The sequence below is a fragment of the Dickeya fangzhongdai genome, from assembly GCF_002812485.1.
GTDB lineage: Bacteria > Pseudomonadota > Gammaproteobacteria > Enterobacterales > Enterobacteriaceae > Dickeya > Dickeya fangzhongdai.
In genome coordinates this window covers 547,584-570,188 of record NZ_CP025003.1, presented here as the reverse complement: position 1 = coordinate 570,188, position 22,605 = coordinate 547,584, and the positions used below count along the sequence as shown (strand labels likewise).

The window sequence follows — 22,605 nt, the reverse complement described above, 5'->3', positions numbered from 1 at the left end:
TCCGGGATGGGATACACCCTATCCCAGCGGGCCGCCCTGTATCGTGTCGCGTAATCCGGCGATGATGCGATCGCCGGTTTCCTGACGCAGTTCCTGATACCACGCCTGCGTCTGTTCCCACACCTTACCGTGGGTCAGGTCACAGCGTTTGCGCGCTTTCAGCACCAGATCGCGCACGCGATCGAGGCGTTGGCGTTCGTACTGCCGCAGCGCCGTCTCTATCGGGTGATGCGCCGCCAATGCCTGCCCTAGCACCACCGCATCCTCCATCGCCGCGCAACCGCCCTGCCCGATATCCGGCGTAGTGCTGTGCCCGGCGTCGCCCAGCAACGCCACCCGACCGCGCGCCAGCCGTTCCACCGGGTCCATGTCGTGGATTTCAATCCGGTTGATGGCATCGGGTTCAAGCTGTGCGATCAACCGTTGCACCGGCGCGCACCAGCCGTCGAAATAGCGCCGCAGATCCTGACAAGCGCTGTGGCGATCCTCCGCCAGCCCGGCGGGCAACGGCACATCAAAGAAGAAATAGAAGCGCCCGTTCGCCACCGGCATCAGCGACACCCGTTTGCCTTCGCCGACAAAAGTGGTCCACTGGCGGGCCGGCGCGATGCTTTCGTCGATCGCCACCAGTCCGTTCCAGTTGACGTACCCGGCGTAACGCCGTGCCGGCGCATGCCCCAGCACATACGGGCGCACCGCTGAATGGGCGCCGTCGGCGGCAATCAGCAGGTCGCCATGAGCCGCCGAGCCATCGGTAAAGGTCGCGCGGACCATACCGCCCTGTTCCTCCACCTGACAAACACGCTTGCCGAACTGAACCCGGTCGCGCCCCCAGTGATCCAACATCTGCCCCTGTAATTCGGCGCGCGCCACCGGACAAGGGCGTTCCCCCACCTGATCGACCAGCGGCTGCAAACTAAAGCGGGTCAGCGTGTCGCCCCGTCGTCCATCCTGATAGGCCATGTCGTGCATCGGGCCGCCGCCGCAGTCCAGAATGTCGCCCATACCGAGCGATCGCATACACTTCACGCCGTTCGGCCACACCGAAATGGCCGCGCCCACCGGTTTGATGTCGGTGACCGCTTCAAATACCTCGCACTCCATGCCGGCTTTTTTCAGCGCCGCCGCCGCGCACAACCCGCCAATCCCGGCCCCGATTACCAGCGCTTTCATTTGCGTTTCTCCTTACGATCGCGGTAAACGCACCGCCCACGGCAGTCAATCGCTGCCTTCAGCCACTACAATTCAATCACCAGATGTGCCGATCGGCTGCGGGAACAGCACAGCGCAATCTGTTGTTGCGGCGCGCTTTTTTCCGCGTCCGACTGCACGCTGTCACGGTGATCCGGCCTGCCGTCGCGCACCGGCGTCAGGCAGGCGCCGCAAATTCCCATCTCGCACGACAGCGGCACCGCCACATCATGCTCCAGCAGTACGCTGGCAATGGTTTTCTCCGGCGGCACGGTGAACGTGCGGCCGCAGGACGCCAGTTCGACGGTAAACGTCCGCCCGTCGGCGTCATCAGCATGAGTCTGCGCCGGGGCGCAAAACGCTTCGGCGTGAATGGCGGACGCTGGCCACTGATGCGCCAGCGCCTCGTTGGTTGCATGGGTCATGAACCCGGCCGGGCCGCACAGATACAAGCGTCGGCCCTCGGCCCCCTCATACAGGCTGCCCGGCAGGCGACGGCGCGCGCTATGCCCTTCGTCAGCGCACCAGATCTGACAGTGACCGTGGCGGAACCCCTGACTGAGCCGCTCACGAAACGCCAGCTCACACCGGCGACGAACAAAATAATGCAGCTCGAACGGCTGACCGGCCTGATCCAGCGCGTGCGCCATTGCCAGCAGCGGCGTAATGCCGATCCCGCCCGCCAGCAGCAGATAGCCGCAGGCCGGCGCCAGCGCGAACGCGTTGCGCGGCGGGGAGATCGCCAATGTCTGCCCGACCCGCAACGCGGTGTGCACGTAACGGGAACCGCCGCGCGACGCCGCATCGTGCCGCACGCACAACAGATAGTGACTGCGATCCGCCGGGTCGCCCGTCAGCGAATAGGGGCGCACCACGCCGCCCGGCAGATGCACATCGACATGCGCGCCCGCCTCGAAGGCTGGCAACGGCTGGTCATCAGGCGCCACCAGCCGCAGCGCCACGTTGCCCTCGCCCTGACGGGACAGCGCATCGACCACCACGGTCATGGTTTTTACCGCGGTTATGGTGTTTACCACGGTCATAGTGTTTGCCACGGTGATAGTTTTTATCTCGCCCGAAATGTTTATCTCGCCCGCAGCGTTTATCCGGCCCGGTGTATCCATCGCCTTTCCTCCCGCGCTCATACCAGAAAGAACTCGCCATACCCCAGCTTTTTCAGGCCGCGACGATAGGCGATCGAGCTGCGATCCGCCGGAATGTGCGCTTCCAGCGTCAGGTCCAGCGGCAGATGCTCCGGTCGCTGGCTTTCCACCATCGCCCGATCCTCCTCGAACACCCGCAGGTTGAAGGCATGCACATCCTCCACCGGAATGTGCAGATCGAAATTACGGGCGATCGGCACAAACAGGCGGGTTTTGCGCGCCGAAACCGGCGAAGCGGCATTCATGATCACCAGCCGCCCGTCATCCGGGAAATGGATGGTCAGTGTGGCGGTAAACGGCAGGAACATCTCGAAATGGCGCAGCCAGGCGAACCCTTCCGGCGCCTGCCGTGCGGAACCGCGGGCAAAATTCGACACCGAACTGACGTAGTCCACGCTGAAACCATACGGCGTTTCCATCGGCTGATAATCGGGAACCTGTTGATTGTCCGGGTCGGCAAAGGTGTCGGTATGCACCCAGGCAAAGTGGGCTACATCAAGAAAGCCTTCAATCTGGCGACCGGCAAACCCGGCGATATCAAACGACGGGCAGACAATCTGCTGGAAACCGGCGTCATTCCAGTGCGGCATGAACGGCAGTTCCGGCAGAATGCCGTCCGGCGGCGCCAGGCACACCCACACCAGCCCATACTGCTCGCGCGCCGCAAAAGTATTCAGATGCAGCTTGGCGGGAATCGGCTGCTCCGGGCTGGCCGGCACGCGGTTGCAGCGCCCACCGGCGCCGAAACGCAGCCCGTGGTAGGGGCAAACGATGCCCTCGCCATCGTGCGATCCCATACTGAGCGGCACGCCGCGGTGCGGGCAAATGTCACGCGCCGCCACGATCTCGTCACCGATTCGGTACACCACCAGTTGCTCATCCAGCAGCGTGACCTGCGTCGGCGCGGGGCCGACGTCGCTCGCCAGCGCCACCGGATGCCAGCAGCGCGCCAGACGGATCCAATCTTCTACCTCGAAGGAACAGTGTGCAGGGGGTGTCAGCGTGGGTTTCATCACATCACCTTGTATGCCGTCGGCGGCCGGGAAAATTAACAGGTGAGGTTATTGTGGATAACAGGAAGTGTTGCAGTCCATAATAGATTTTTAACATCTTCGCTGCAAAAATTCGTACAGGTGAAGCCGATGGACCCCTTTTCCCGCTTTTCCCACTATTTTATGGCGGTCGCCCGCACCGGCAGCCTGCGCAAGGCGGCCGAGGTGCTGCACGTTTCCAGTTCCGCCATCAACCGGCAGATTCTGCTGGCGGAAGCGATGATGGAAACGCCACTGTTTGAACGGCTGCCTGCCGGACTGCGGCTGACCACCGCCGGCGAATTGCTCTACAGCGACCTGTGCCGCTGGAAAAAGGAGTACGCGCTCACTCGCCAGCGCTTCGACGACCTGCAGGGGCTGCGGCGCGGTCATGTGTCGGTGGCGATGATCGCCGCACTAAGCGACGGGCCGCTGATACAGGCGCTGGCGACGGTAAGCCGCCAGTATCCTCACCTGACCTTCGATATTCACACCCATGAAAGCCACATTATTAACGGGCTGGTGGCGGAAGCGGAGGTGGATATCGGCCTGCTGCTCGACCCGCTGGAAAGCCGGGGCATTGAAGTGCGTGCGTTCACCGAAATTCCCATCGGCGCGGTGATGCGCCCTAACCATCCACTGGCTAGTGAGCGGGCGCTCACTGTCAGCCAGCTGGCAGCGGACCGGCAACTCTTACCCGCCGCACCGCTGATGGTGCATGAGCGTACCGAAGGGCTGTACCACCGGCATAACCTGACCCCGGCGCAACACATGGTGTGCAACGACCTGCGGGTGATGAAGTCGCTGGTGCGTCAGGGCGTGGGAGTCGGCGTGCTGAGTCTGCTGGATGTTTATAGCGAAGTGCGCGAGGGGTCACTGGCGTTCGTGCCCTTCACCCATCAGGCGGTGCGGCCGCTGACCCTGGCGCTGTGCGTTGCTCCCAGCCGCCAGTTGTCGCGCGCTGCACAATTAGTGATTACTCACTTTACTCAGGCGATCGAACAACTGGATGCAGAGACAACCGGGCGGCATTCCCCTTCATCGACGTGACGCCGTTCCGGTGCGCCGGACCGATTACCCTGCAAATGCACCACAAAAGTGCAGTGCGTTGCGCCACCGTGAACCGGTTGTATGCGCCAGACTACACCGGTTTCCGAGCCGTCGGTCGAATTACGGCTGGCATGTTAGTTGCAAGTGGGTTGCAAAAAGAAAAATCCTATCCTGTGAAACCGGCGTGACAACAGGGAATTTGCGCCGTATTGCGTCAATACAACCGAACAAGGAGCGACGATGATCACGTTAGAACAGTTTAATCTGCTCAGTGTCAGCGAAGCGGTGGCGCTGATAACGCCGTGCGTGACCCTGCCCGGCTGGGCAAAGCAGGTCACCGCCGGCCGTCCCTACGGCAACCGCGCGGCGTTGCTGGCGGCTGGATTACAGGCCACGCAAGGCTGGCAGGAAGAAGAACTGGCTCAGGCGCTGCGCACGCACCCGCGTATCGGCGAGCCGGCGCACGCCCCGACGCCGGAGGCCGGCCTATCGCGTCAGGAACAGGCGGCGGTACGGTCCAACGATAACACGCTGACCAACGCATTACGGGCGGGCAACGCCCGTTACGAATCCCACTTTGGCCGGGTGTTTCTGATTCGCGCCAAAGGCCGCAGCGGCGAAGAAATCCTGCAAATTCTGCACCGCCGGCTGCAAAACACCCCCCAGCAGGAAACGGCGGAAGCGCTGGAACAGTTGCGCCAGATTACCCTGCTCAGACTGGAAGGAACTATCGGCGAATGAGTACCCTCAGCACCCACATTCTGGATACGGCGCTGGGCCAGCCGGCGACGGGCATCCTGGTTCTGCTGGAGCGACGCGTGCATGACAGCTGGCAACCGGTAGCGCAGCATCAGACCAATGATGACGGCCGCATCGCCAGCTTCACGCCCGACCCGCTGCCCGCCGGTCACTACCGCCTGACGGCCGATATCGGCCGTTGGTTTGCCGCCGGCAACCGGGAAGCGCTGTACGTGAGCGCGCAGATTGACGTGCGGCTGGGCGACGTCGGGCATTACCACCTGCCGTTTCTGATTTCGCCCTGGTCGTGGTCTACCTATCGCGGCAGTTGATCAGACGGCGTCGGGAACGACGCGTCGCGATAGAAATAGTCGACGAACGTGGTCACATCCTGCTGGAACAGGTGTAGATGATCGCGAATTTTCTCGTCCGGCCAGTCCCACCAGCGCAGTTGCTCCAGTTTTTCCGCCACCGCCGGGTCTTCAAAGCGCGGACGCAGCACCCGCGCCGGGTTACCGACCACCACCGTCCAGGCCGGCACCGGCTTGGTTACGATGCTGCCTGCGCCGACGATAGCGCCGTTGCCGATGGTCACCCCCGGCAGCACGATGGCGCCGTGGCCGATCCAGACATCATGGCCGATCACGACGTTATCCTGCTGACGCCAGGTGAAAATTTCCTCGTCCACCGCCGCCGGGTTATCGCTCAGGCGGTATTTGCCGGGGCGATAGGTGAAATGATGCAGCGTCGGCCGCCACCACGGGTGGTTGCTGGGATTGACCCGCACATGCGAGGCGATCGAGGTAAATTTGCCGATGTGGGTAAACATCAGGTCGCAGTCATTCATGATGTAGCTGTAATCGCCCAACGAGACATGGTTGAGCACGGTACGTTCAGCCACTTCCGTCCAGCGCCCCAATTCGATATGGTGGGCTTTTACATCACTGGCAAGGCGGGGTTCCGGGCTGAGCACCGGCGATGGCGGTTGAGGACGCATAATCGGTTTTCCTGGTGCGGTGAAGTCAATGAAGAAATGGCGTCAGCAAGCGTGACGAAGCAAAAAACTCATCCTGTCACCGGCCGATGACAGCAACATGTCAGGCACGGCGCGATTAAGATCCGCTTACAACTTCATGACTGCGTGAAATTTACCCGTCATCAAAGTGCGCCTAACCTAGGCAAACACATGTCGATACCCCCAATAATTCGGGCTGATGCAAGCCGCATCACACAGCCCCCTCCTGCCATCTGAAGCATGAAGGGTATGTCAATCACCAACCACTCGGAGGAATCATGAACCCGTTACGCCGCCGCTTCGTCTTACAACTGCCGCTGTTGGCTTACGGTATGTCGTTGTTCGCCAACGCCAGAGCCGACGACACGTTCAGCACCATGCGCCCATCCGGTTCCCTGGTGCCCACGCCGCGCGACATCGGCGGTAAATTCAACCCCGACGGCAGCGTCAGGCGCTTCCCCGGCAACACCATTATTTCCCACATCCCGCTGGGTTCCAGCGCGTCGGATGCCTTTACGGCGGTGCGTGATACGCTCAGGCAACAGGATTTCAGCCACTGCCTGACCTTCACCCCGCCCTCCAGTTACCACATGACGGTGTTTGAAGGCGTGACCGAATCCAAACGCAGACTGCCATTTTGGCCGGCCGACCTGCCGACCGACGCGCCGCTGCAAGCCTGCAGCAGTCATCTGGTACGCAAGCTGGCGGGATTCGATTTGCAGGCCACGCCGCCGTTTAAACTGCGCATCACCGATTTCAACGCCCGACAGGACTCCGGCGCCACGCTACGCCTGACGCCGCTGGACGACAACGAGGAACGCAAGCTGCGCACCCTGCGAGATCGGCTGTCCGAACGGCTGGCGATCCGCGCGCCGGACCACGATAGCTATGGCTTTCACGTCACGCTGGCCTATCTGGTGCGCTGGATGACGGAAGAGGAATCGCAAGCGTATCTGCAAGCCCAGCAGGCGTGCCTGCGTTATTTGCAGCAACAGGTGCCGGTGCTGGAACTGGGCGTGCCGGAATTCTGCGTCTTCAACGACATGTTCGCGTTCGATACCCAGTTGAAAGTCGGTCAGCCGGTCACCACCGTGCCCTTGACCGTCTGACCGGCGTTAATAACGAATTTTCGGGAGAAATTTTTGACGTCGCAGCGCGGCGGCCCGCAGAGTAGTGGTCTGGAGCACGCCATAAAAAAACCCCTTCAGACATGCTGAAGGGGGTCGGGTCGCCTGAAAGTTCAGGTTAATGTATGAGGGTAACAGCCCGAAAGCGGCCGGTCAGGCCACAGGATGGAACAAGGTTCGGACCTATCAAGCCTGGGTTCTGATCAAATAATCAAACGCGCTCAGGGAGGCTTTGGCCCCTTCACCGGTGGCGATAATGATCTGCTTGTAAGGCACGGTGGTGCAGTCGCCCGCCGCAAACACGCCTTTCACGCTGGTTTCGCAACGGGCATCGATTTCGATTTCACCGATGCGGTTGCGGTCAACCGCGCCTTCCAGCCAGCCGGTGTTGGGCAGCAGGCCGATCTGCACGAAAATCCCTTCCAGCGCCAGCTTGTGAACGCTGTCAGTAACGCGATCTTTGTACTGCAGGCCGGTGACTTTCTGACCGTCGCCCAGCACTTCGGTGGTCTGAGCATTCACGATCACGTCCACGTTCGGCAGGCTACGCAGTTTGTCCTGCAACACCGAGTCCGCTTTCAGCTCCGGCGCGAACTCCAGCAGGGTAACGTGTTTCACCACGCCCGCCAGGTCGATGGCCGCTTCCACGCCGGAGTTGCCGCCGCCGATCACCGCCACGTGCTTGCCTTTGAACAGCGGGCCGTCGCAGTGCGGGCAGTAGGTCACGCCGCGGGTGCGGTACTGATCTTCGCCCGGCACGTTCATGTTGCGCCAGCGCGCGCCGGTGGCAATGATGATGCTGCGGGATTTCAGCACCGCGCCGGAGACGGTTTCAATCTGGTGCGGTTGGCCCGGTTCGGAAGCCGGAATCAGTTTCTGCGCGCTTTGCAGATCGATAACGTCGACATCGTAGTCGTCCACGTGGGTTTTCAGCGCGGTCGCCAGTTTGGCGCCTTCGGTCTTCGGCACCGAAATGTAGTTTTCGATATCGACGGTATCCAGAATCTGGCCGCCGAAACGCTCGCCCACCAGACCGGTGCGGATGCCCTTACGGGCCGCGTATACGGCGGCTGCCGCGCCCGCCGGGCCGCTGCCGACGATCAGCACGTCATACACCGGGCGGCTATTCAGTTTGTCGACCACGCGGGCGTTGGCGCCGGTGTCTACCTTGCCGACGATTTCCCCCAGGCTCATGCGGCCCTGGCTGAAGTGTTCGCCGTTCAGGAATACCGTGGGCACGCCCATGATATTGCGGTCTTTGATCTCATCCTGAAACACGCCGCCGTCAATCGCGGTGTGGGTGACGTTCGGGTTCAGAACGGACATTAAATTCAGCGCCTGCACCACATCCGGACAGTTGTGGCAGGTCAGCGAGTAATAGGTTTCAAAGTGGAATTTGCCGTCCAGATCGCGAATTTGATCGAGTAACTCTTTCGCTTCTTTCGACGGGTGACCACCGGTCTGCAACAACGCCAGCACCAGCGAAGTAAACTCATGCCCCATCGGCGCACCGGCAAAACGCGGCCCGTTGGCCGATCCCGGATTGGTTATCAGGAACGAAGGTTTACGCACCGGCAGATCGTTATTTTCAAAGAAACTGACTTTGTCGGACAATCCGGCGATTTCGGTCAGCAATTCCCGAACTTCAGCGGATTTGGCTGAGTCGTCCAGCGTCGCCACTAACTCAACAGGTTTGGTTAATTTTTCCAGATAGGCTTTCAACTGGAGCTGCATGTTATTGTCGAGCATAGATTATCCTTGGCGTTGGCGTAAAAAATCGGGTGCAACGCACCCGATAAAAGCATCAGAGGGAGAGTCGGACTTAGATTTTGCCAACCAGGTCCAAAGACGGCGCCAGCGTGGCATCGCCTTCTTTCCATTTGGCCGGGCACACTTCACCCGGGTGAGACGCCACGTACTGGGCGGCTTTCACTTTACGCAGCAGGTCGGACGCGTCGCGGCCGATGCCTTCCGCCGTGATTTCCACCGCCTGGATGATGCCTTCCGGGTCAACGATGAAGGTGCCGCGGTCAGCCAGACCCTGGTCTTCACGCAGGTTTTCGAAGTTGCGGGTCAGCTGGCAGGTCGGGTCGCCGATCATCGCGTATTTGATTTTGGCGATAGTGTCGGAGCTGCTGTGCCAGGCTTTGTGAGTAAAGTGGGTGTCGGTGGACACAGAGTAGATGTCTACGCCGATTTTCTGGAATTCATCATAGAAATCCGCTACGTCGCCCAGTTCGGTCGGGCAGACAAACGTAAAGTCAGCCGGATAGAAGAAGAACACGCTCCATTTGCCTTCAATGTTTTTCTCGGTCACTTCGATGAACTGACCCTCTTTGAAAGCCTGATTTTTAAACGGTTTAACTTTAGTATTGATCACGGACATCTCGTTTTCCTCATCGGTTCAATGTGTTTGGCTTGAGATGTAAGGTACAAAAATGTGATGCATGTCGCTAATGCGTTGTCTGTATCAAATCGATAAGCAATACCTAACGTTTTGCCAGCAGGGCAATCACGAAGCAGCCCCCCAACCCGGCGGTCACAATCCCCACCGGCAGTTCCTGCGACGGCAGCAGCACCCGGCTGAGGGTATCGCCGCCGCACAGCAGCGCCGCCCCCAGCAGGCCGCACAGCGGCACCAGCCGCCGGTGACGCGCCCCGGCCAGCGGGCGGCACAAATGCGGCACCATCAACCCGACAAACCCGATTACGCCGGTCAGCGACACCAGCAATGCCGTCGCCAGCGCGCAACACAGAAACACGTCGACCCGCAACCGGTTGACGTGAACCCCCAGCGACGCCGCCGTCTGTTCCCCGGCCAGCAGGCTATCCAGCGCCCGCCAGCGCGCCAGCAATAACCCGAGCAGCAATAGCAGGCTGCACAACGCCACCGGCAGATTCTCCCAGCGCGCCAGCCCCAGCCCGCCCAGCGACCAGAACAGCACCGAACCGGCGGCGCGCTGGTCGCCGGAAAACACCAGATAGCTGGTGAGCGCGCCAAACAGAAACGAAATAGCCAACCCGCAAATCACCAGGTGCTCCGCCTGCCGCCCCTGTCGCAGGAAAAACAGCGCCATCACCGCCAGCGCCGAACAAATGCCGCCGCCAAACGCCGCCGCCGGCAGGGTGAACGCGCCGAACCACTCGCCGAAACGGGTAATCACCAGCACCGCGCCCGCCGACGCGCCGGAGGACAAGCCGAACAGGAACGGATCCGCCAGATCGTTGCGGGTGGTGGTTTGCAGCAACGCGCCGACCATCGCCAGCCCGGCGCCAGTGACGGCGGCCAACAGAGTGCGCGGCAGGCGCAGTTCCATGACGATGCGGCGCACGCTGTCCGGCGCGTCGCCGTGATTCGGCGTCAGCGCCGCCAGCACCTGCGCCAGCGGAATACGAATCGCGCCCACCGCGGTGCTGACCAGCATCATCGCCAGGAGCAGAGCCAATACCAGCAGGCAGATCAGCGCATAATGGCGGCGCGCCCTCATTGCGCCGCAGCCGGATAAAGCGCGTGCGCGAGTTTTTCAATCGCGGTGATATTGGCCGGCCCCGGCGTCAGCTCGGCGTATTGCAGCTTCAGGTAACGCCGATGTTCCACCGCCGGGGTGTGTTTCATCAGCGGGTGGGACTCCAGAAAATGCTGCAAGGCCGCCGCGCCGCCGCCGTTCTGGTAATCCAGCAGAATGATCAGATCCGGCTCCGCCGCCGACACCGTCTCCCAGGAGGTGGTGGCCCAGCTCGCCGCCATATCATCCATCACATTACGGCCGCCGGCCGCGTCGATAATGGCGGTCGGCATGGCGTAAACGCCGCTGGTAAAGGGTTTATCCTCACCGGAGTCATAGACGAATACCTTGAGCGGCGCCTGACCCGACGGCGGTTTAGGCACCGCCGCCAGCCGCGCCTTCCACTGATCCACCAGCGCCTGCGCCTGTTCCGCGCGGCCGAAAATTTGCCCCAGCGTCAGCACGTCGCCGTACAGCAAATCCATGCTGGCGCGCGGGCGATGGCGGTCTTCGAAAATACAGCTTTCACTCAGCACCAGCGTTTTGACGCCGTATTTCGCCAGCGTGTCCGGCGTGACTTCGCCGCCTACTTTCATGCCGTAGTTCCAGCCGGCGAAGAAAAAGTCCGGGTTAGCGCCCAGCAGGGTTTCCAGCGACGGGTATTTCGGCGACAACTCCGGAATCGCCCCCATTTGCCGGCGGAATTCCGGCGTCATCTTGTACCAGCCGCTGATACCGGTCAGGCCGACGATCTGCGGTTGCAGATGCAGCGCGAACGCCATTTCGGACATGTTGAGATCGTTGATGACGGCGCGCTGCGGCGCCTGGGTGAAGGTCAGCGGCTTGCCGCAACTCTGCACGGTAACCGGAAACCCCGATGCCTGCGCCGTCATGGCGCTGAATCCCAGCAGCAGGCTAATCAGCCCGACAGAACCGTTGAATGGCGATACGCCGCCGAATGATATTTTCATAGACTTCCTCTGGTGGTGAATGCACACGCGCCCGCGGGCACGTCAAACAAGCGGAACGGGAGGCCGGTTTGCGGATGGGGAACCGTGAAGCTGCGAATGCCAAACACCGGATACAGGCAATCGCTGGCAAGCGCCTGGGACGGCGCGTCCCAACACACTTGCCGGCCCCGGCACAGCACCAGCACCCGGTCGGCGAACGGTTCCACCAGCGACAGATCGTGTAATACCGCCACTACGGCGATGCCGCGCTGTCGCACCAGCGCCAGCAACGCCGCCCGCCCGAGCGGATCCAGATGGTTGGTCGGCTCGTCCAGCAGCAGCACGTCCGGACGCTGCGCCAGCGCGCGCGCCAGAAACGCCCGTTGGCGTTCGCCGCCGGACAACGCCGCCAGACTGCGCTGCCGTAATGGCGACAAGCCGGTTTCATCCAGCACCTGTTCCACCGTGGCCTGTTGTGCCGACAGCGACAGCACATCCGCATGCGGCAGGCAGCCGAGCGACACGTATTCCTCCACCGTTAACGTCAGGCTGGGGGAGTCATGCTGGCTCATCAGCGCGATACGTCGTGCTCGTTGCGCCCGGGACAGCTGCGCCAGCGGCTTATCGCCCAGCCAGATACATCCGCCTGCCGGCGGCGGGTCATGCAGCAAAGCGCGCAACAGCGTGGATTTGCCGCTACCGTTGGGGCCGACAATCGCCAGGCATTCCCCGCTCCCGACCGTAAAATGAATATCGGTAAGCAACGGCTGACCGGCGGAATGCGCCACATTCAGATGTCCCAGATGTCCTACCCGCAGATGTTCTACCCGCAATAAAGGCGGCATGGCCTGCCACATTTGAGCGCACCTCCCGAATTATATATGTTATGTTATAACATAACACATTGAGGTTTTAAAAAAGAACCCCAAAAACACCATCCAACCTGCCGCCGGATACGCCGGTATAACCGTCATGAACGCTTACAAACTGTACGATTGTGGGACGAGAACGAGGGATGCGAAGCGAGAAAGGTTATGTTATAACAAGCCGTCATTACTCCTTCGCAACATGATTTGCTTTGCAACCCACAGGCGGTCTGTCATGAAACTCAGGATGTCGCTGGTTTTTCTCTCGTTTGCAGCAGCCAACGCTTCGGCGTTTCAGGCCAAACTGGCGCCGGTCAACCCGGATGACGCCATGAAACTGGCGCAGGTGGAAACGGCGTTCAGTAACGGTCACGTCGCTACCGGCCAGAAAGTCGGTCAGTTGGGGATCTGCGATGCGACGTCGGTCAGCGGTTGCAACTGCCCGTTCTGCACCCAGTTGAGAAGTATCGGTCGTTGACTATCAGCGCCAGCCGCCGTACACGTATTGCAAAGCGCTATCCGCCTGAATACGCCGGGCCGGCTATATCGTCGTTATAAATCGGCATCGCTTGCACGCAACGATCGTTCCACCAGCGCCACCCACACCTGAACGCCGTTGGCGATAATCTCATCGTTAAAATCGTATTCCGCATTGTGCAGCGAAGCCGATGGCGATGCGCCGTCCGCGCCCAGCCAGAAATAAGCGCCGGGGCAAGCCTGCAGCAGGTAAGAGAAATCTTCCGCCGCCATTGAGGGTGGCTGATTCCAGTGCACCCGCGAGGCGCCCAGCGCCGCGATCGCCGCTTCGCGCACCGTCTCGGCCGCGTCGGGCTGGTTCTGCGTTACCGGATAGCCAGGACGCCAGTGCAACTCGCTTTGTACCCCCATCGGCTGCGGCACCGCCTGCACATACTCGCCAATCAGCTGCCGCGCCCGCTCACGCGTGTCCGCCGTCAGGCAACGCAACGTGCCCGCCAGCGTGACCTGACCCGGAATAGCGTTGACGGCTTCTCCGCCTTCAATGCGGGTGATGCTGATCACCGCCTGTTCCAGCGGCGACAACCGGCGGGCGGTAATGGTCTGTAACGCCAGAATCAGCTGGGCGGCGGCCACGATCGGATCGGTGCCGCGCTCCGGCATCGCGGCATGGCATCCCACACCGGTCAGGATAATGCGGAAGCTGTCCTGCGAAGCCATCATCGGACCAGGGTTAACCGCCACCTCGCCCGCCGCCAGACCCGGCCAGTTGTGCAGCGCATAGATCGCCTGCATCGGGAAACGCTCGAACAACCCTTCCCGCACCATCATTTTGCCGCCGCCGGCATTCTCCTCCGCCGGCTGAAACACAAAATGCACCGTACCGCGAAAACGGCGGGTTTCGCTCAGATAGCGCGCTGCCGCCAGCAGCATCGCGGTGTGGCCATCGTGTCCGCAGGCGTGCATGCGGCCGTCGGTACGAGAACGATGGGAAAAAGCGTTCAGTTCCTGAATCGGCAGCGCGTCCATGTCTGCCCGCAGGCCGATAGCCGGCCCGTTGCCGTGGCGCAGCGTCCCAACGACGCCGGTCTGCGCCATCCCCTGATGCACGTCCAGCCCAAAAGACTCCAGCAATTCGGCCACCCGCGCCGAGGTGCGGTGCTCGCGCAGGCCGATTTCCGGGTGAGCATGAAAGTCACGCCGCCATTCGATGGCCTGCTCAATAATGTGCCGTGGGATCTCCGTCATCAGGCGTTCCTCACGTCATGTCCGCGTCACAACAGCAAGCGCCGTCAGACGCGATGGCCCCGGCAATCAACCGATCAGACCCGTGACATAACTTCATATTTCCTCCCAGCCGCCGACGATAAATGGAACAGATTGCGTTCACTCATCATAGGAGGCGGAAAAGGCGACAGCGAATCACATTTCATCATGAGTTATAATGAAATCAATATAAGGCGAGAATAATTAATTCCCTCAAAGAATAAAAATAACGTCTTGAAAAAATCACCCTGGCGTTATTTCCGCCCTGTTTCGGGTATATTTCGGCACACGTGAATCGATAAAAAGCGGGGAAATAATCTGATGACCAATGAGGTTATTCTGACTCAGCAGGCTGAGATTTCTGACCGGCGGCCAGAGTCTTACTATGACTGATATGGGAATAATTAACCGGTAAATATCCCAGCCCTTCGCCGGGCAGCCGGAATTGATTGGCGCCGGACTGAAACTCCTCCCGCAACCGCTGCAGAAAACGGAAGCCTTGCCGCTGACTTTCGGCAATCAGCGTCGCCAGCGCGTCCGGCAATGCCCCGACACGCACAATCCGTACGCTCACGCTAGTTCCCGCGTTCGCGCCAGCACCACGCTCAGCGGCAGATGGGCTTCATACTGTTGCCATAACTGCTGATACCAACCTTCATCGCCCTGTGCGCGGTGAATAGAGAGAATCGTGTGATCGCACTGGCGGGTCGCGACGTCGTACAGCCTCGGGTCGCCCTGCGTCAGCACCGCCAGCAAGCGGCGCATCTCCACCATGTACGGACGGGCGAACACCGGGTCATGTTCCAGCACACTGCGGCTGTTATCAATCAGATCGCACAGCTTGATGCTCTGCGCCTCCGGGCAGGCGACCGCGCTGTGCAGCAGATTGGCGTTTTTGCGGTGAATGCGCTCGCCGCCGGCTTGCCGGGTGCGCACATCGGTCAGCATTTCCACATAACGCGCCACCGGCGCGCCAAACAATTCGGCCACCAGTTCCAGCGTTACGCCGGTATCTTCCACCGTGTCATGCAGCCAGGCGGCGGCAATCATTTCCGGCGATGGGTCAATCTGCATCAACAGGGCGACCACCGCCGCCGGGTGAACAATATAGGGTTCGCCGGTATATTTCCGTTTCTGCTCGCAGGCGGCATGTGCCGCGGTAGCGAAGATCCTGGCTCGTTCAGTGAGTGTCATTTTCGCGCTCCTTAAATGGAGTCAATGCCTATCGTCATGCATTCGCGGCGTCATCACAACAACCCTGTTGCAGTCCCTGATACACGGGGCACAGCGATCATAATGCTGAAAAACGCCATCAGGCTACGGCTAGCTTATTATTTAAGAATAAACTATTTTTTTATTGAAGAATAAACTCCGGGGGGGTGAACTCGAAAAATAGGTGGTGACACACGCCCTGCTCGTTGCACTAAAGCACGATTGATAGCCCGCCGTTCATCCACAGACAACGCCCTCACCGCCATGCGAACGCCGACTCAGGCGCCGCCGACACGTGTAATTTTTCCCGCCTCCCCACCCCGACCATCCGGCTTGCCGCGGTGTTGTTCACCTGTTTTTTTCGCCGGCATTGTTCAGGTGATTTTTCGTCCTATTTACCCATCGTCAGAAATAAATATCAGTAGAATTATTTCCGCCTTTTTATTTTCATATTTAAAACGCAGTTAATAAATATAAAATTGACATCAATGACTAATTATTAGAATGTAGCGACGGCCATTCCAGTTCTCACCTCTGGGGAATGGCGTTCGTCGACAGAAAATAACCATCTATTTATCGGCAGGTATTATTTACACTACCGAAAAAACGCTCTTCCATGGTCTGGTTGAGCCATAAAATAGCCAGCATGGACAGGCATAACCTATTTTCTGTCGGTCAATTTATCTCATATTGAGAGTTATTTATATGAAACGGAAATCAGTTTTTACACGTCTCGCTCTGGGCGGCGCGCTTCTGGCAGCTTCACTTTCTCAGGTGGCCATCGCGGCAGGCAGCTACACCTCCAGTGTGGTTCTTCCCACCGTATACGCTCGTAATTTCCTCGAAACCGTTGATGTCCCGGTTAAGGGCAATCCGCCGGCCAACGGTGCGATTACCTACGTAAGCTGGACCTGGAATGTGGCAGGTTTTCCCGATGGCCTAAATGTTTATCTGTGTCAGGGCAGCACCAGTAATTGTGTTGATGTTTCCCGCACAAGAAGAATGTCAACCGAAGTATTTAAAGGCAAAAGCCCGGCGCTGCCGTTCTTCTTTGCCATGCGCGTAATAAGTGGCGGAAAAATACCGGTTTCCGGCCAGCAGGCGCAAATCATCGTGAACTGGCAATAAATATTCAGGCCGCAGGGAAGTATATCGCTTCCCTGTTTTATTCTTAATTAATACAAAATAAATAATAAAATAGAAAATAAATAACAGCCTATATTAATAAAATCTCAAAAGAATAGATTATGCGGCTGGTGCAGCCAGAGAACGCCCCAAATATCCTCAACCGGAATAAACGCGGGAACGCTCCCCAAAAAGCGTGATATCACTAATCCCTTCCACGCGGTTAAGCAAAGGTAAATACTGTTTTACACGCTCGTATCAAAAAAAGATCTGGTAATAAGATATAAATAAAGCATCTTGTTTTTTAACCATGCAGAGTGAAAGGTTAACGCCATATCCCTTTTACTGAGAGTAACCACCATGACCACACTGGCGATTTTCCACCGTCCTCACCTCGAATATCCCACTCAGCAGTTCGACGAATTCGACCAGATTGCCGCCCTGCTGGCGGCGGCGGGCCTGCAACTGGAGCGCTGGCACACCGGCGACACCCCTGCCGACGTTGACGGCGACGCGTTGCTGGCGCGTTTTCGTCAGGATATCGACCGGCTCAGTCAGCGCGAGGGTTATACCTCGGCGGACGTCATCAGCCTGACCCCAGAGCACCCGGACCGGGCGGCGCTGCGGGAGAAATTTTTGCAGGAGCACACCCACAGCGAAGATGAAGTGCGTTTCTTTGTCCGCGGCAGCGGCACCTTTTTCGTCCCGGCGGGCGAACAGGTGTATCGCCTCACCTGCCAGGCCGGCGACCTGTTGCGGGTGCCCGCCAATACTCCACACTGGTTCGATAGCGGCGAGTTTCCCGATTTCACCGCCATTCGCATTTTTACCAATCCGTCCGGCTGGGTCGGGCATTTTACCGGCCGCCCGACGTTTCACTAAAAGAAAACGGGTAGCCAAAGGCTACCCGTTAACGGCTTTTACCTTTGTAACTCAGAAGGTTTCCCAGCCGTCGTTGCTGCTTTTAGCTTTCTTCGCGCCGGGGAGCGTTTTGGGCAACGCCGCCGGCGAAGAAGCCGGACGGGCCCCGATGCTGATGGCCGGGCGGCGTTCCGCGCCGTCGATACGAAACGCCGACACCGCCTCATTCAGCCCGGCGGCCTGTTCCGCCAGCGACGTGGCGGCAGCGGTAGCCTGCTCCACCAGCGCGGCGTTCTGCTGGGTGACATTATCGATAGAGTTAATCGCCTGCCCGACCTGATCGATGCCTTTGCTCTGCTCCTGCGACGCCACCGAAATTTCCGCCATGATATCCGTCACGCTGGTAACGGCGTTGACGATATCCTGCATGGTTTCCCCGGCGCGGCTGACCTGACCGGAGCCGGTTTCCACCAGCGCCACGGATTCGGTGATCAGCCCTTCGATCTCTTTGGCGGCCTGGGCGCTGCGCTGCGCCAGCGAACGCACTTCGCCGGCCACCACCGCAAAACCGCGGCCCTGTTCGCCGGCACGCGCCGCTTCCACCGCGGCGTTAAGCGCCAGAATGTTGGTCTGGAAAGCGATGCCGTTGATGATATTGGTGATTTCGGAAATCTTCTTCGAACTCTGGTGGATGTTGCCCATGGTTTTCACCACGCCTTCCACCAGTTCGCCGCCCTGACGCGCCTTGCCGGAAGCGTTGCCGGCCAGTTGGCTGGCGTGGTTGGCGTTGTCGGCGTTATGACGCACGGTAGAGGTCAGCTCTTCCATGCTGGAAGCAGTTTGCTCCAGCGCCGACGCCTGCTCTTCGGTGCGGGAAGAGAGATCGCTGTTGCCGGCGGAAATTTCGGTAATACCCTGATAAATGGCTTCCACCCCGTGACGTACATTGCTGACGGTGCGTGCCAGCGACTGCTGCATGTTCTGCAGATAGTGCCCCAACTGGCCGATTTCACCGCGTCCCCACTGCGCCAGCGGCATGGTGAGATCGCCCGCGGCGATATGTTCAATACGTTCAACCAGCGAACGCATCGGTTTGATGATCACCCGGCGCAGACACAGGTAGGTAAACAGCGACACCAGCACCGCCACCACAAAGCTGGCGGCCATCACGCTGTAACCCAGCACCGACTCCTGCTGCGCCTCGTTGTTGAGCGCTTCCGCCCGCTGGGTGCGAATCGCCACCACTTTCAGCAATACCTCGTTATAGGCCAGATCGAGCTTACGGGTCTGTTTCCATTCGGTCGCCACCACATCGTCGTAACGACCGGCTTTCACCGCATCCAGCATCGGCCTGACGCCATTATTGACGTAGTCGTTGTAGCGCTGTTGCAGCGCGTCATCCAGCGCCAGATCGGCCGGGGTTTTCACTTCACGATTCTGGTAGGCGGCAAAGCTGTCCGCCGACTGCTTCAGGCGGCCTTCCGCCTGCTGAATACTGCTGCTGGCGGTGTCTTTATCGCCCTCTTTGGCGGCGGCGGCGGCCTGAATCAACATCAGGCGAGCGGTACGTAAATGGTTGGAACTGTTGGAAACCCCCAGACGGACCTGAATTTCCGCCGTCACGTCGTTAAGGGAGCTGTTGCTGCGCATCAGAAAATGGACTGAAAAGCCAATCGCCAGTGCAAACAGGATCAGGATAACGCCGATAATCGAGCTGAACATCGGCATCAGCCGCCAGTTGTGCCAGAAACTCACACCGGACGACGAAGGAGGCAGAGTAGTTGTATTCATCATTTTTTCCTTTAAGAGGGCACATGGTCGCTGAATTTATACAAAACATTACATTAGTTATCGGCGTGTTAACGTCAGAGATTAATCTGTCCAACGGGAAAAAAACCGGAGAAAAGCCGCATTCGTAGAATAAGGAAATGAATAAATAGACATCAAATAACTGATTTTAAAAGATAAAATAAAATCAATACAAAATATATGGAAAAAACACCGGCAATAGCAGATTAAAATTAAGGCGGTTGCCCAAACCGTAACTCATCAGAAAACATGAAATATTACATCCGGACACAATATTACCCCCAGATACCGTGTTGCCTCCGGATAACCGACCGGGAGAGAGGCCGTCAGCCATCCCCCTAACCGACTACGTTTTAATCGCCTGTGTCCGGGTCAAGATTGAATGCCCGAAAACGCTCGGCGTAAGCGCCTTCCCGTTCGGCAAATCGCAACGCGCGGGCGCGTTCCACCACGATCTCGTCGGCCTCCGGCTGCTGCGACAGCAAAGCCAGCGTTTCATCAATAAAGTCCGGCAACGGCATGGCGCGCGGGTCATAGCCCCATTCGCCCTGCAATCCGGTCTGCACCCAGGGCGGAATAATTTCGATGACCTGCACCGGCGTCTGGCGCAACTGACAGCGCAGCGCATCGGTATAGGCATGCAGCGCCGCCTTGCTGGCGCAGTAAGTCGGGGTAATCGCCTGCGGCAGAAACGCCAGTTCCGACGTCACATTCAGCACTGCCGCGTGCGGCTGACGCAGCAGATGGGGTATCAACGCGCCGGTCAGCCACAACGGCCCCAGCAAATTGGTCGACACCGTGTCGTTGATAAGTTGCGGATCCGGCTGGGTAAGATCTTCACGCCGCTGAATACCGGCGTTATTGATCAACACATTGAGCGCCGGATAATCCCGCGTCAGCTGATCGACAAAGGCGCTGATGGCCTCAGGATCGCGCTGATCCAACACCCGCCAGACCATGCCGGGGAAGGCGGCGGCGGCCTGGCGCAGCGTCGCCTCGCGCCGTCCGGCGATGATCACCTGGTTGCCGCGCTGGTGAAACGCCGCCGCCAGCCCCAGCCCAATGCCCGAGCCGCCGCCGGTAATCAGTATCGTGTTGCCGGTCATCTTCATGTTCGTCGCTCCCTGTTGTCGTGACGTCAATGGCATCCTGTTCAGTCAAACAGAAACGTGGTGATATCGCTTTCCCGCAATTGGTAGGTTCCCGAGAAACGACGCCCCGCCAGATAATCTGGCGACAGGTCGGTCAGCAACTGCAACGTGAAGGTTTGCTGTACGGTATCCAGCCCGACCATGCGGACATCCAGAAAATCGAAGTAACGTTTTACCTGTGGATACAACGCCTTGTACAAGCTCTCTTTGGCGGAAAAACTCAGCGTCAGCATACTGGCGAAACTGATGGGGTTGTGGGAGTGCAGCCAGTCATACTCAATCTCATCGGCGATGCCGGGCCACAGGTTATTGGCGCGCTCGGCGTTCATCCGGGTTTCGATATCCAGCCCGACGCAGGACGCGTCGTGGCGGCATTGATGCGCAGCGCACAGCACACTGTCGACGTTGTGGCTGAGCGATCCGATGATACGCTCCGGCCACTGCGGCGAGCGATCGGCCGCGCTGGTCAGCACATAGCCATTCACCCCCAGCCGGGACAGCACCATTTTTGCCAGATAACGCCCCGCCAGATATTCCGCCCGACGTTTCGGCACCGAGCGGGTGATTTCCGCCGGGACGGGAATACCTGCCCGGGAAAACAGATCATCGCGGTACGCCGACAGGTCGAAATAACAGCGCGCACAATGCCCAGGGTAAGTGGTTTCATTCCCGGCCTGACGGACAGTCAACCATTCGATATTTTTGATAAATGAAGAAAGCATGTCACTGCACTCTGCAACCGGGTGTGAGCCGTCCACGAGCAGGCCCTCCGGTAAATAAGACGATGTATCGCCGACTGAACGTGAACGCATCCGGCGAAACACCAACCGCCGCCAGCGGCGAGAAAACCCAGCCCAGCATCCGTTTAATCGACAACCGGGAGTCATTGACCCCGTCGCCGATGTCGCCAAGGATACCGTAAAGTAAAGCAACTAATGCAATAAACGCCAATAGTATGGCGGCGGCATCAGGCGGATTGATGCGGCTCCGGCGACTGCAACCCCGGGAACAGCCGCAGGGTATTGGCGAGAATGGCGCCCGCAATGACCTGCGGCCATTCCGGACGTAATTCGCACAGCGTTTCGAACACCGAAGTAATACGCTCCGGGCGATTCGGTTGCCCCTGAAACCCGCACACCGGCATATCCGGCGCATCGGTTTCCAACAGCAGCCGGTCGAGCGGCAGGCGCGCAATCGCCTGCCGAGTCTTGTTGGCGCGCGGATAGGTAATAGTGCCGCCCACGCCGATGTAGTAGCCAAGGCGGATAAACGTCATGGCCTGATCGTAGCTGCCGGCAAAACCATGCACTACGCCGGTACAGGGAACCGGGTAACGGCGCAGTATTTGCGCCAGTTGATCGTGACTACGACGGGAATGGAGAATAACCGGCAGATCGCGCCGGGCCGCCAGCTGAAGCTGCGCGCCCAGAAACGCTTTCTGCCGTTCAAATTGCGGTTCCGGCATGTAGAGATCCAGGCCGATCTCGCCCACCGCCACCAGACGGGGATGCGGCTGCGCCAGCAGGGACGCCAGTTCGGCCAGATGGGCGTCCTGATGCCCGGCGATATACAGCGGATGCAGCCCCAGCGCGGCGTACAGGGCAGGCCAGCGCTGGCTGAGTTCCAGCACCCGTTCAAAATGTTCGGCGGCCACGGCCGGCACAATCAGGCGGTGTACGCCCGCCTGCGCCGCCCGCGTCAGGCTGCCCGCGTCATCCTCAGCGAACAGGGGAAAATCAAAATGGCAATGGGTATCGATAAACCCGACGCTCGCTGCCTGCGCGCGATCGGGCTCGGCCGCCATCGCGTCATCGGATAAAGAGTGGGTGGGCAACGGTTATCCCTCAGTGCAAACGGTCATGCTCCGAGGATACCTTGTCCTGCTCTTTTCCGTAATATTCCTGCATCACACCGGCCAGAAAACCGTGGTTTCCCGACACCCAGGCGCCGTCGCTGTCAAAGCACTCGGCCCACAGTTCCCACAGACACCCTTTCCACTGCTTCCATCTGCCGATGGCGACATCCAGATTCATCATGATGACCCCCAGAACAGGACAAACGTCGGAC

Annotated in this window: 25 protein-coding genes; 8 read left to right on the top strand and 17 right to left on the bottom strand. The window is 59.4% G+C overall.

The window, feature by feature from the left end:
• Positions 1–18: 18 nt before the first annotated feature.
• From hpxO to CVE23_RS02690, 3 genes are all read right to left on the bottom strand, one after another.
• On the bottom strand, positions 19–1,173 hold the full coding sequence (hpxO, locus tag CVE23_RS02700; protein ID WP_100848820.1) for an FAD-dependent urate hydroxylase HpxO: 1,155 nt from the start codon (positions 1,171–1,173) through the stop codon (positions 19–21).
• A 65-nt stretch (positions 1,174–1,238) separates the two neighbouring features.
• Entirely contained in the window at positions 1,239–2,234 is a 996-nt protein-coding gene (locus CVE23_RS02695; RefSeq protein WP_049854658.1) for a PDR/VanB family oxidoreductase, read from the bottom strand.
• 98 nt (positions 2,235–2,332) lie between these two features.
• A complete protein-coding gene (locus CVE23_RS02690) occupies positions 2,333–3,367 on the bottom strand; it encodes an aromatic ring-hydroxylating oxygenase subunit alpha (RefSeq protein WP_100848819.1) in 1,035 nt (344 codons plus the stop codon).
• Positions 3,368–3,496: 129 nt separating this feature from the next.
• On the opposite strand from CVE23_RS02690, the gene CVE23_RS02685 reads away from it, so the two are divergent.
• The 3 genes from CVE23_RS02685 to uraH all read left to right on the top strand — a co-directional run bounded on the left by CVE23_RS02685 (position 3,497) and on the right by uraH (position 5,505).
• Positions 3,497–4,435 (top strand): LysR family transcriptional regulator, encoded by a 939-nt coding sequence (locus tag CVE23_RS02685; protein ID WP_100848818.1) that lies wholly within the window; start codon positions 3,497–3,499, stop codon positions 4,433–4,435.
• A gap of 240 nt (positions 4,436–4,675) precedes the next feature.
• Entirely contained in the window at positions 4,676–5,176 is a 501-nt protein-coding gene (uraD, locus tag CVE23_RS02680; RefSeq protein ID WP_100848817.1) for a 2-oxo-4-hydroxy-4-carboxy-5-ureidoimidazoline decarboxylase, read from the top strand.
• Positions 5,173–5,505 carry a hydroxyisourate hydrolase gene (uraH, locus tag CVE23_RS02675; protein ID WP_038917728.1) on the top strand — a complete coding sequence of 111 codons (333 nt, stop codon included), beginning with the start codon at positions 5,173–5,175 and terminating at the stop codon, positions 5,503–5,505. Before uraD ends, uraH begins: the two co-directional genes overlap by 4 nt.
• Here uraH and CVE23_RS02670 read toward each other — a convergent pair.
• Positions 5,490–6,170 carry a DapH/DapD/GlmU-related protein gene (locus tag CVE23_RS02670; protein WP_038917726.1) on the bottom strand — a complete coding sequence of 227 codons (681 nt, stop codon included), beginning with the start codon at positions 6,168–6,170 and terminating at the stop codon, positions 5,490–5,492. The two genes, uraH and CVE23_RS02670, sit on opposite strands and share 16 nt — an antisense overlap.
• A 296-nt stretch (positions 6,171–6,466) precedes the next feature.
• Here CVE23_RS02670 and CVE23_RS02665 point away from each other — a divergent pair, with 296 nt between their 5' ends.
• On the top strand, positions 6,467–7,297 hold the full coding sequence (locus tag CVE23_RS02665) for a DUF1868 domain-containing protein (RefSeq protein ID WP_038917725.1): 831 nt from the start codon (positions 6,467–6,469) through the stop codon (positions 7,295–7,297).
• 204 nt (positions 7,298–7,501) lie between these two features.
• Here CVE23_RS02665 and ahpF read toward each other — a convergent pair whose 3' ends face one another.
• The 5 genes from ahpF to CVE23_RS02640 form a co-directional block, all read right to left on the bottom strand.
• Entirely contained in the window at positions 7,502–9,064 is a 1,563-nt protein-coding gene (gene ahpF / locus CVE23_RS02660) for an alkyl hydroperoxide reductase subunit F (protein ID WP_038917723.1), read from the bottom strand.
• Positions 9,065–9,137: 73 nt separating this feature from the next.
• Positions 9,138–9,701: an alkyl hydroperoxide reductase subunit C gene (gene ahpC / locus CVE23_RS02655; protein WP_038917722.1), complete on the bottom strand. Its 564-nt coding sequence runs from the start codon at positions 9,699–9,701 to the stop codon at positions 9,138–9,140.
• Between the two features lie 103 nt (positions 9,702–9,804).
• Entirely contained in the window at positions 9,805–10,803 is a 999-nt protein-coding gene (locus CVE23_RS02650) for a FecCD family ABC transporter permease (RefSeq protein ID WP_100848816.1), read from the bottom strand.
• Positions 10,800–11,714 carry an ABC transporter substrate-binding protein gene (locus tag CVE23_RS02645; RefSeq protein WP_225622671.1) on the bottom strand — a complete coding sequence of 305 codons (915 nt, stop codon included), beginning with the start codon at positions 11,712–11,714 and terminating at the stop codon, positions 10,800–10,802. The genes CVE23_RS02650 and CVE23_RS02645 overlap by 4 nt, the downstream gene beginning before the upstream one ends.
• Positions 11,715–11,788: 74 nt before the next feature.
• The gene (locus tag CVE23_RS02640; RefSeq protein WP_082170977.1) at positions 11,789–12,628 is read right to left on the bottom strand and encodes an ABC transporter ATP-binding protein; all 840 of its coding nucleotides are present in this window, start codon (positions 12,626–12,628) and stop codon (positions 11,789–11,791) included.
• A gap of 244 nt (positions 12,629–12,872) precedes the next feature.
• Between CVE23_RS02640 and CVE23_RS02635 the strand changes: the two genes are divergently transcribed.
• Positions 12,873–13,115, top strand: coding sequence for a hypothetical protein (locus tag CVE23_RS02635; RefSeq protein WP_038662710.1), 243 nt, complete (start codon positions 12,873–12,875; stop codon positions 13,113–13,115).
• A gap of 74 nt (positions 13,116–13,189) precedes the next feature.
• Here CVE23_RS02635 and CVE23_RS02630 read toward each other — a convergent pair whose 3' ends face one another.
• From CVE23_RS02630 to CVE23_RS02620, 3 genes are all read right to left on the bottom strand, one after another.
• Positions 13,190–14,362, bottom strand: coding sequence for a M20 aminoacylase family protein (locus tag CVE23_RS02630; protein WP_100848814.1), 1,173 nt, complete (start codon positions 14,360–14,362; stop codon positions 13,190–13,192).
• A 352-nt stretch (positions 14,363–14,714) separates the two neighbouring features.
• The gene (locus tag CVE23_RS23000; RefSeq protein ID WP_225622634.1) at positions 14,715–14,954 is read right to left on the bottom strand and encodes a hypothetical protein; all 240 of its coding nucleotides are present in this window, start codon (positions 14,952–14,954) and stop codon (positions 14,715–14,717) included.
• Positions 14,951–15,574: an HD domain-containing protein gene (locus CVE23_RS02620; RefSeq protein WP_038917717.1), complete on the bottom strand. Its 624-nt coding sequence runs from the start codon at positions 15,572–15,574 to the stop codon at positions 14,951–14,953. Before CVE23_RS02620 ends, CVE23_RS23000 begins: the two co-directional genes overlap by 4 nt.
• Before the next feature lie 723 nt (positions 15,575–16,297).
• Here CVE23_RS02620 and CVE23_RS02615 point away from each other — a divergent pair.
• Together CVE23_RS02615 and CVE23_RS02610 are read left to right on the top strand one after the other, a co-directional pair.
• On the top strand, positions 16,298–16,720 hold the full coding sequence (locus tag CVE23_RS02615) for a flagellar protein FlhE (RefSeq protein WP_225622633.1): 423 nt from the start codon (positions 16,298–16,300) through the stop codon (positions 16,718–16,720).
• 357 nt (positions 16,721–17,077) lie between these two features.
• Positions 17,078–17,599, top strand: coding sequence for a 1,2-dihydroxy-3-keto-5-methylthiopentene dioxygenase (locus CVE23_RS02610; protein ID WP_038917715.1), 522 nt, complete (start codon positions 17,078–17,080; stop codon positions 17,597–17,599).
• Between the two features lie 51 nt (positions 17,600–17,650).
• Here CVE23_RS02610 and CVE23_RS02605 read toward each other — a convergent pair whose 3' ends face one another.
• From CVE23_RS02605 to CVE23_RS02595, 3 genes are all read right to left on the bottom strand, one after another.
• The gene (locus CVE23_RS02605; protein ID WP_038917714.1) at positions 17,651–19,369 is read right to left on the bottom strand and encodes a methyl-accepting chemotaxis protein; all 1,719 of its coding nucleotides are present in this window, start codon (positions 19,367–19,369) and stop codon (positions 17,651–17,653) included.
• Positions 19,370–19,740: 371 nt separating this feature from the next.
• Positions 19,741–20,499: an SDR family oxidoreductase gene (locus CVE23_RS02600; protein WP_100848812.1), complete on the bottom strand. Its 759-nt coding sequence runs from the start codon at positions 20,497–20,499 to the stop codon at positions 19,741–19,743.
• Between the two features lie 41 nt (positions 20,500–20,540).
• Positions 20,541–21,260 (bottom strand): 4'-phosphopantetheinyl transferase family protein, encoded by a 720-nt coding sequence (locus CVE23_RS02595; protein ID WP_038917712.1) that lies wholly within the window; start codon positions 21,258–21,260, stop codon positions 20,541–20,543.
• A gap of 62 nt (positions 21,261–21,322) precedes the next feature.
• On the opposite strand from CVE23_RS02595, the gene CVE23_RS23210 reads away from it, so the two are divergent.
• Positions 21,323–21,460, top strand: a complete 138-nt coding sequence (locus CVE23_RS23210) for a hypothetical protein (protein WP_222844070.1) — start codon at positions 21,323–21,325, stop codon at positions 21,458–21,460.
• Positions 21,461–21,505: 45 nt separating this feature from the next.
• On the opposite strand, the gene CVE23_RS02590 is transcribed toward CVE23_RS23210, so the two are convergent.
• Positions 21,506–22,342: a TatD family hydrolase gene (locus CVE23_RS02590; protein ID WP_049842610.1), complete on the bottom strand. Its 837-nt coding sequence runs from the start codon at positions 22,340–22,342 to the stop codon at positions 21,506–21,508.
• Between the two features lie 40 nt (positions 22,343–22,382).
• Positions 22,383–22,571, bottom strand: coding sequence for a CsbD family protein (locus tag CVE23_RS02585; RefSeq protein WP_038920779.1), 189 nt, complete (start codon positions 22,569–22,571; stop codon positions 22,383–22,385).
• Between the last annotated feature and the right edge of the window lie 34 nt (positions 22,572–22,605).

What these genes read in the sequence shown, in the direction of transcription:
- CVE23_RS02615 (WP_225622633.1), top strand. Translation starts at nt 16,298, where the DNA reads ATGAAACGGAAATCAGTTTTTACACGTCTCGCTCTGGGCGGCGCGCTT.
- CVE23_RS02690 (WP_100848819.1), bottom strand. Translation starts at nt 3,367, where the DNA reads ATGAAACCCACGCTGACACCCCCTGCACACTGTTCCTTCGAGGTAGAA.
- CVE23_RS23210 (WP_222844070.1), top strand. Translation starts at nt 21,323, where the DNA reads ATGTATCGCCGACTGAACGTGAACGCATCCGGCGAAACACCAACCGCC.
- hpxO (WP_100848820.1), bottom strand. Translation starts at nt 1,173, where the DNA reads ATGAAAGCGCTGGTAATCGGGGCCGGGATTGGCGGGTTGTGCGCGGCG.
- CVE23_RS02685 (WP_100848818.1), top strand. Translation starts at nt 3,497, where the DNA reads ATGGACCCCTTTTCCCGCTTTTCCCACTATTTTATGGCGGTCGCCCGC.
- CVE23_RS02650 (WP_100848816.1), bottom strand. Translation starts at nt 10,803, where the DNA reads ATGAGGGCGCGCCGCCATTATGCGCTGATCTGCCTGCTGGTATTGGCT.
- ahpF (WP_038917723.1), bottom strand. Translation starts at nt 9,064, where the DNA reads ATGCTCGACAATAACATGCAGCTCCAGTTGAAAGCCTATCTGGAAAAA.
- CVE23_RS02600 (WP_100848812.1), bottom strand. Translation starts at nt 20,499, where the DNA reads ATGAAGATGACCGGCAACACGATACTGATTACCGGCGGCGGCTCGGGC.
- CVE23_RS02640 (WP_082170977.1), bottom strand. Translation starts at nt 12,628, where the DNA reads ATGTGGCAGGCCATGCCGCCTTTATTGCGGGTAGAACATCTGCGGGTA.
- CVE23_RS02695 (WP_049854658.1), bottom strand. Translation starts at nt 2,234, where the DNA reads ATGACCGTGGTAAACACCATAACCGCGGTAAAAACCATGACCGTGGTG.
- CVE23_RS02620 (WP_038917717.1), bottom strand. Translation starts at nt 15,574, where the DNA reads ATGACACTCACTGAACGAGCCAGGATCTTCGCTACCGCGGCACATGCC.
- ahpC (WP_038917722.1), bottom strand. Translation starts at nt 9,701, where the DNA reads ATGTCCGTGATCAATACTAAAGTTAAACCGTTTAAAAATCAGGCTTTC.
- CVE23_RS02595 (WP_038917712.1), bottom strand. Translation starts at nt 21,260, where the DNA reads ATGCTTTCTTCATTTATCAAAAATATCGAATGGTTGACTGTCCGTCAG.
- CVE23_RS02605 (WP_038917714.1), bottom strand. Translation starts at nt 19,369, where the DNA reads ATGAATACAACTACTCTGCCTCCTTCGTCGTCCGGTGTGAGTTTCTGG.
- CVE23_RS02585 (WP_038920779.1), bottom strand. Translation starts at nt 22,571, where the DNA reads ATGAATCTGGATGTCGCCATCGGCAGATGGAAGCAGTGGAAAGGGTGT.
- CVE23_RS02630 (WP_100848814.1), bottom strand. Translation starts at nt 14,362, where the DNA reads ATGACGGAGATCCCACGGCACATTATTGAGCAGGCCATCGAATGGCGG.
- CVE23_RS02590 (WP_049842610.1), bottom strand. Translation starts at nt 22,342, where the DNA reads ATGGCGGCCGAGCCCGATCGCGCGCAGGCAGCGAGCGTCGGGTTTATC.
- CVE23_RS02665 (WP_038917725.1), top strand. Translation starts at nt 6,467, where the DNA reads ATGAACCCGTTACGCCGCCGCTTCGTCTTACAACTGCCGCTGTTGGCT.
- CVE23_RS02610 (WP_038917715.1), top strand. Translation starts at nt 17,078, where the DNA reads ATGACCACACTGGCGATTTTCCACCGTCCTCACCTCGAATATCCCACT.
- uraD (WP_100848817.1), top strand. Translation starts at nt 4,676, where the DNA reads ATGATCACGTTAGAACAGTTTAATCTGCTCAGTGTCAGCGAAGCGGTG.
- CVE23_RS02645 (WP_225622671.1), bottom strand. Translation starts at nt 11,714, where the DNA reads ATGACGGCGCAGGCATCGGGGTTTCCGGTTACCGTGCAGAGTTGCGGC.
- uraH (WP_038917728.1), top strand. Translation starts at nt 5,173, where the DNA reads ATGAGTACCCTCAGCACCCACATTCTGGATACGGCGCTGGGCCAGCCG.
- CVE23_RS02635 (WP_038662710.1), top strand. Translation starts at nt 12,873, where the DNA reads ATGAAACTCAGGATGTCGCTGGTTTTTCTCTCGTTTGCAGCAGCCAAC.
- CVE23_RS02670 (WP_038917726.1), bottom strand. Translation starts at nt 6,170, where the DNA reads ATGCGTCCTCAACCGCCATCGCCGGTGCTCAGCCCGGAACCCCGCCTT.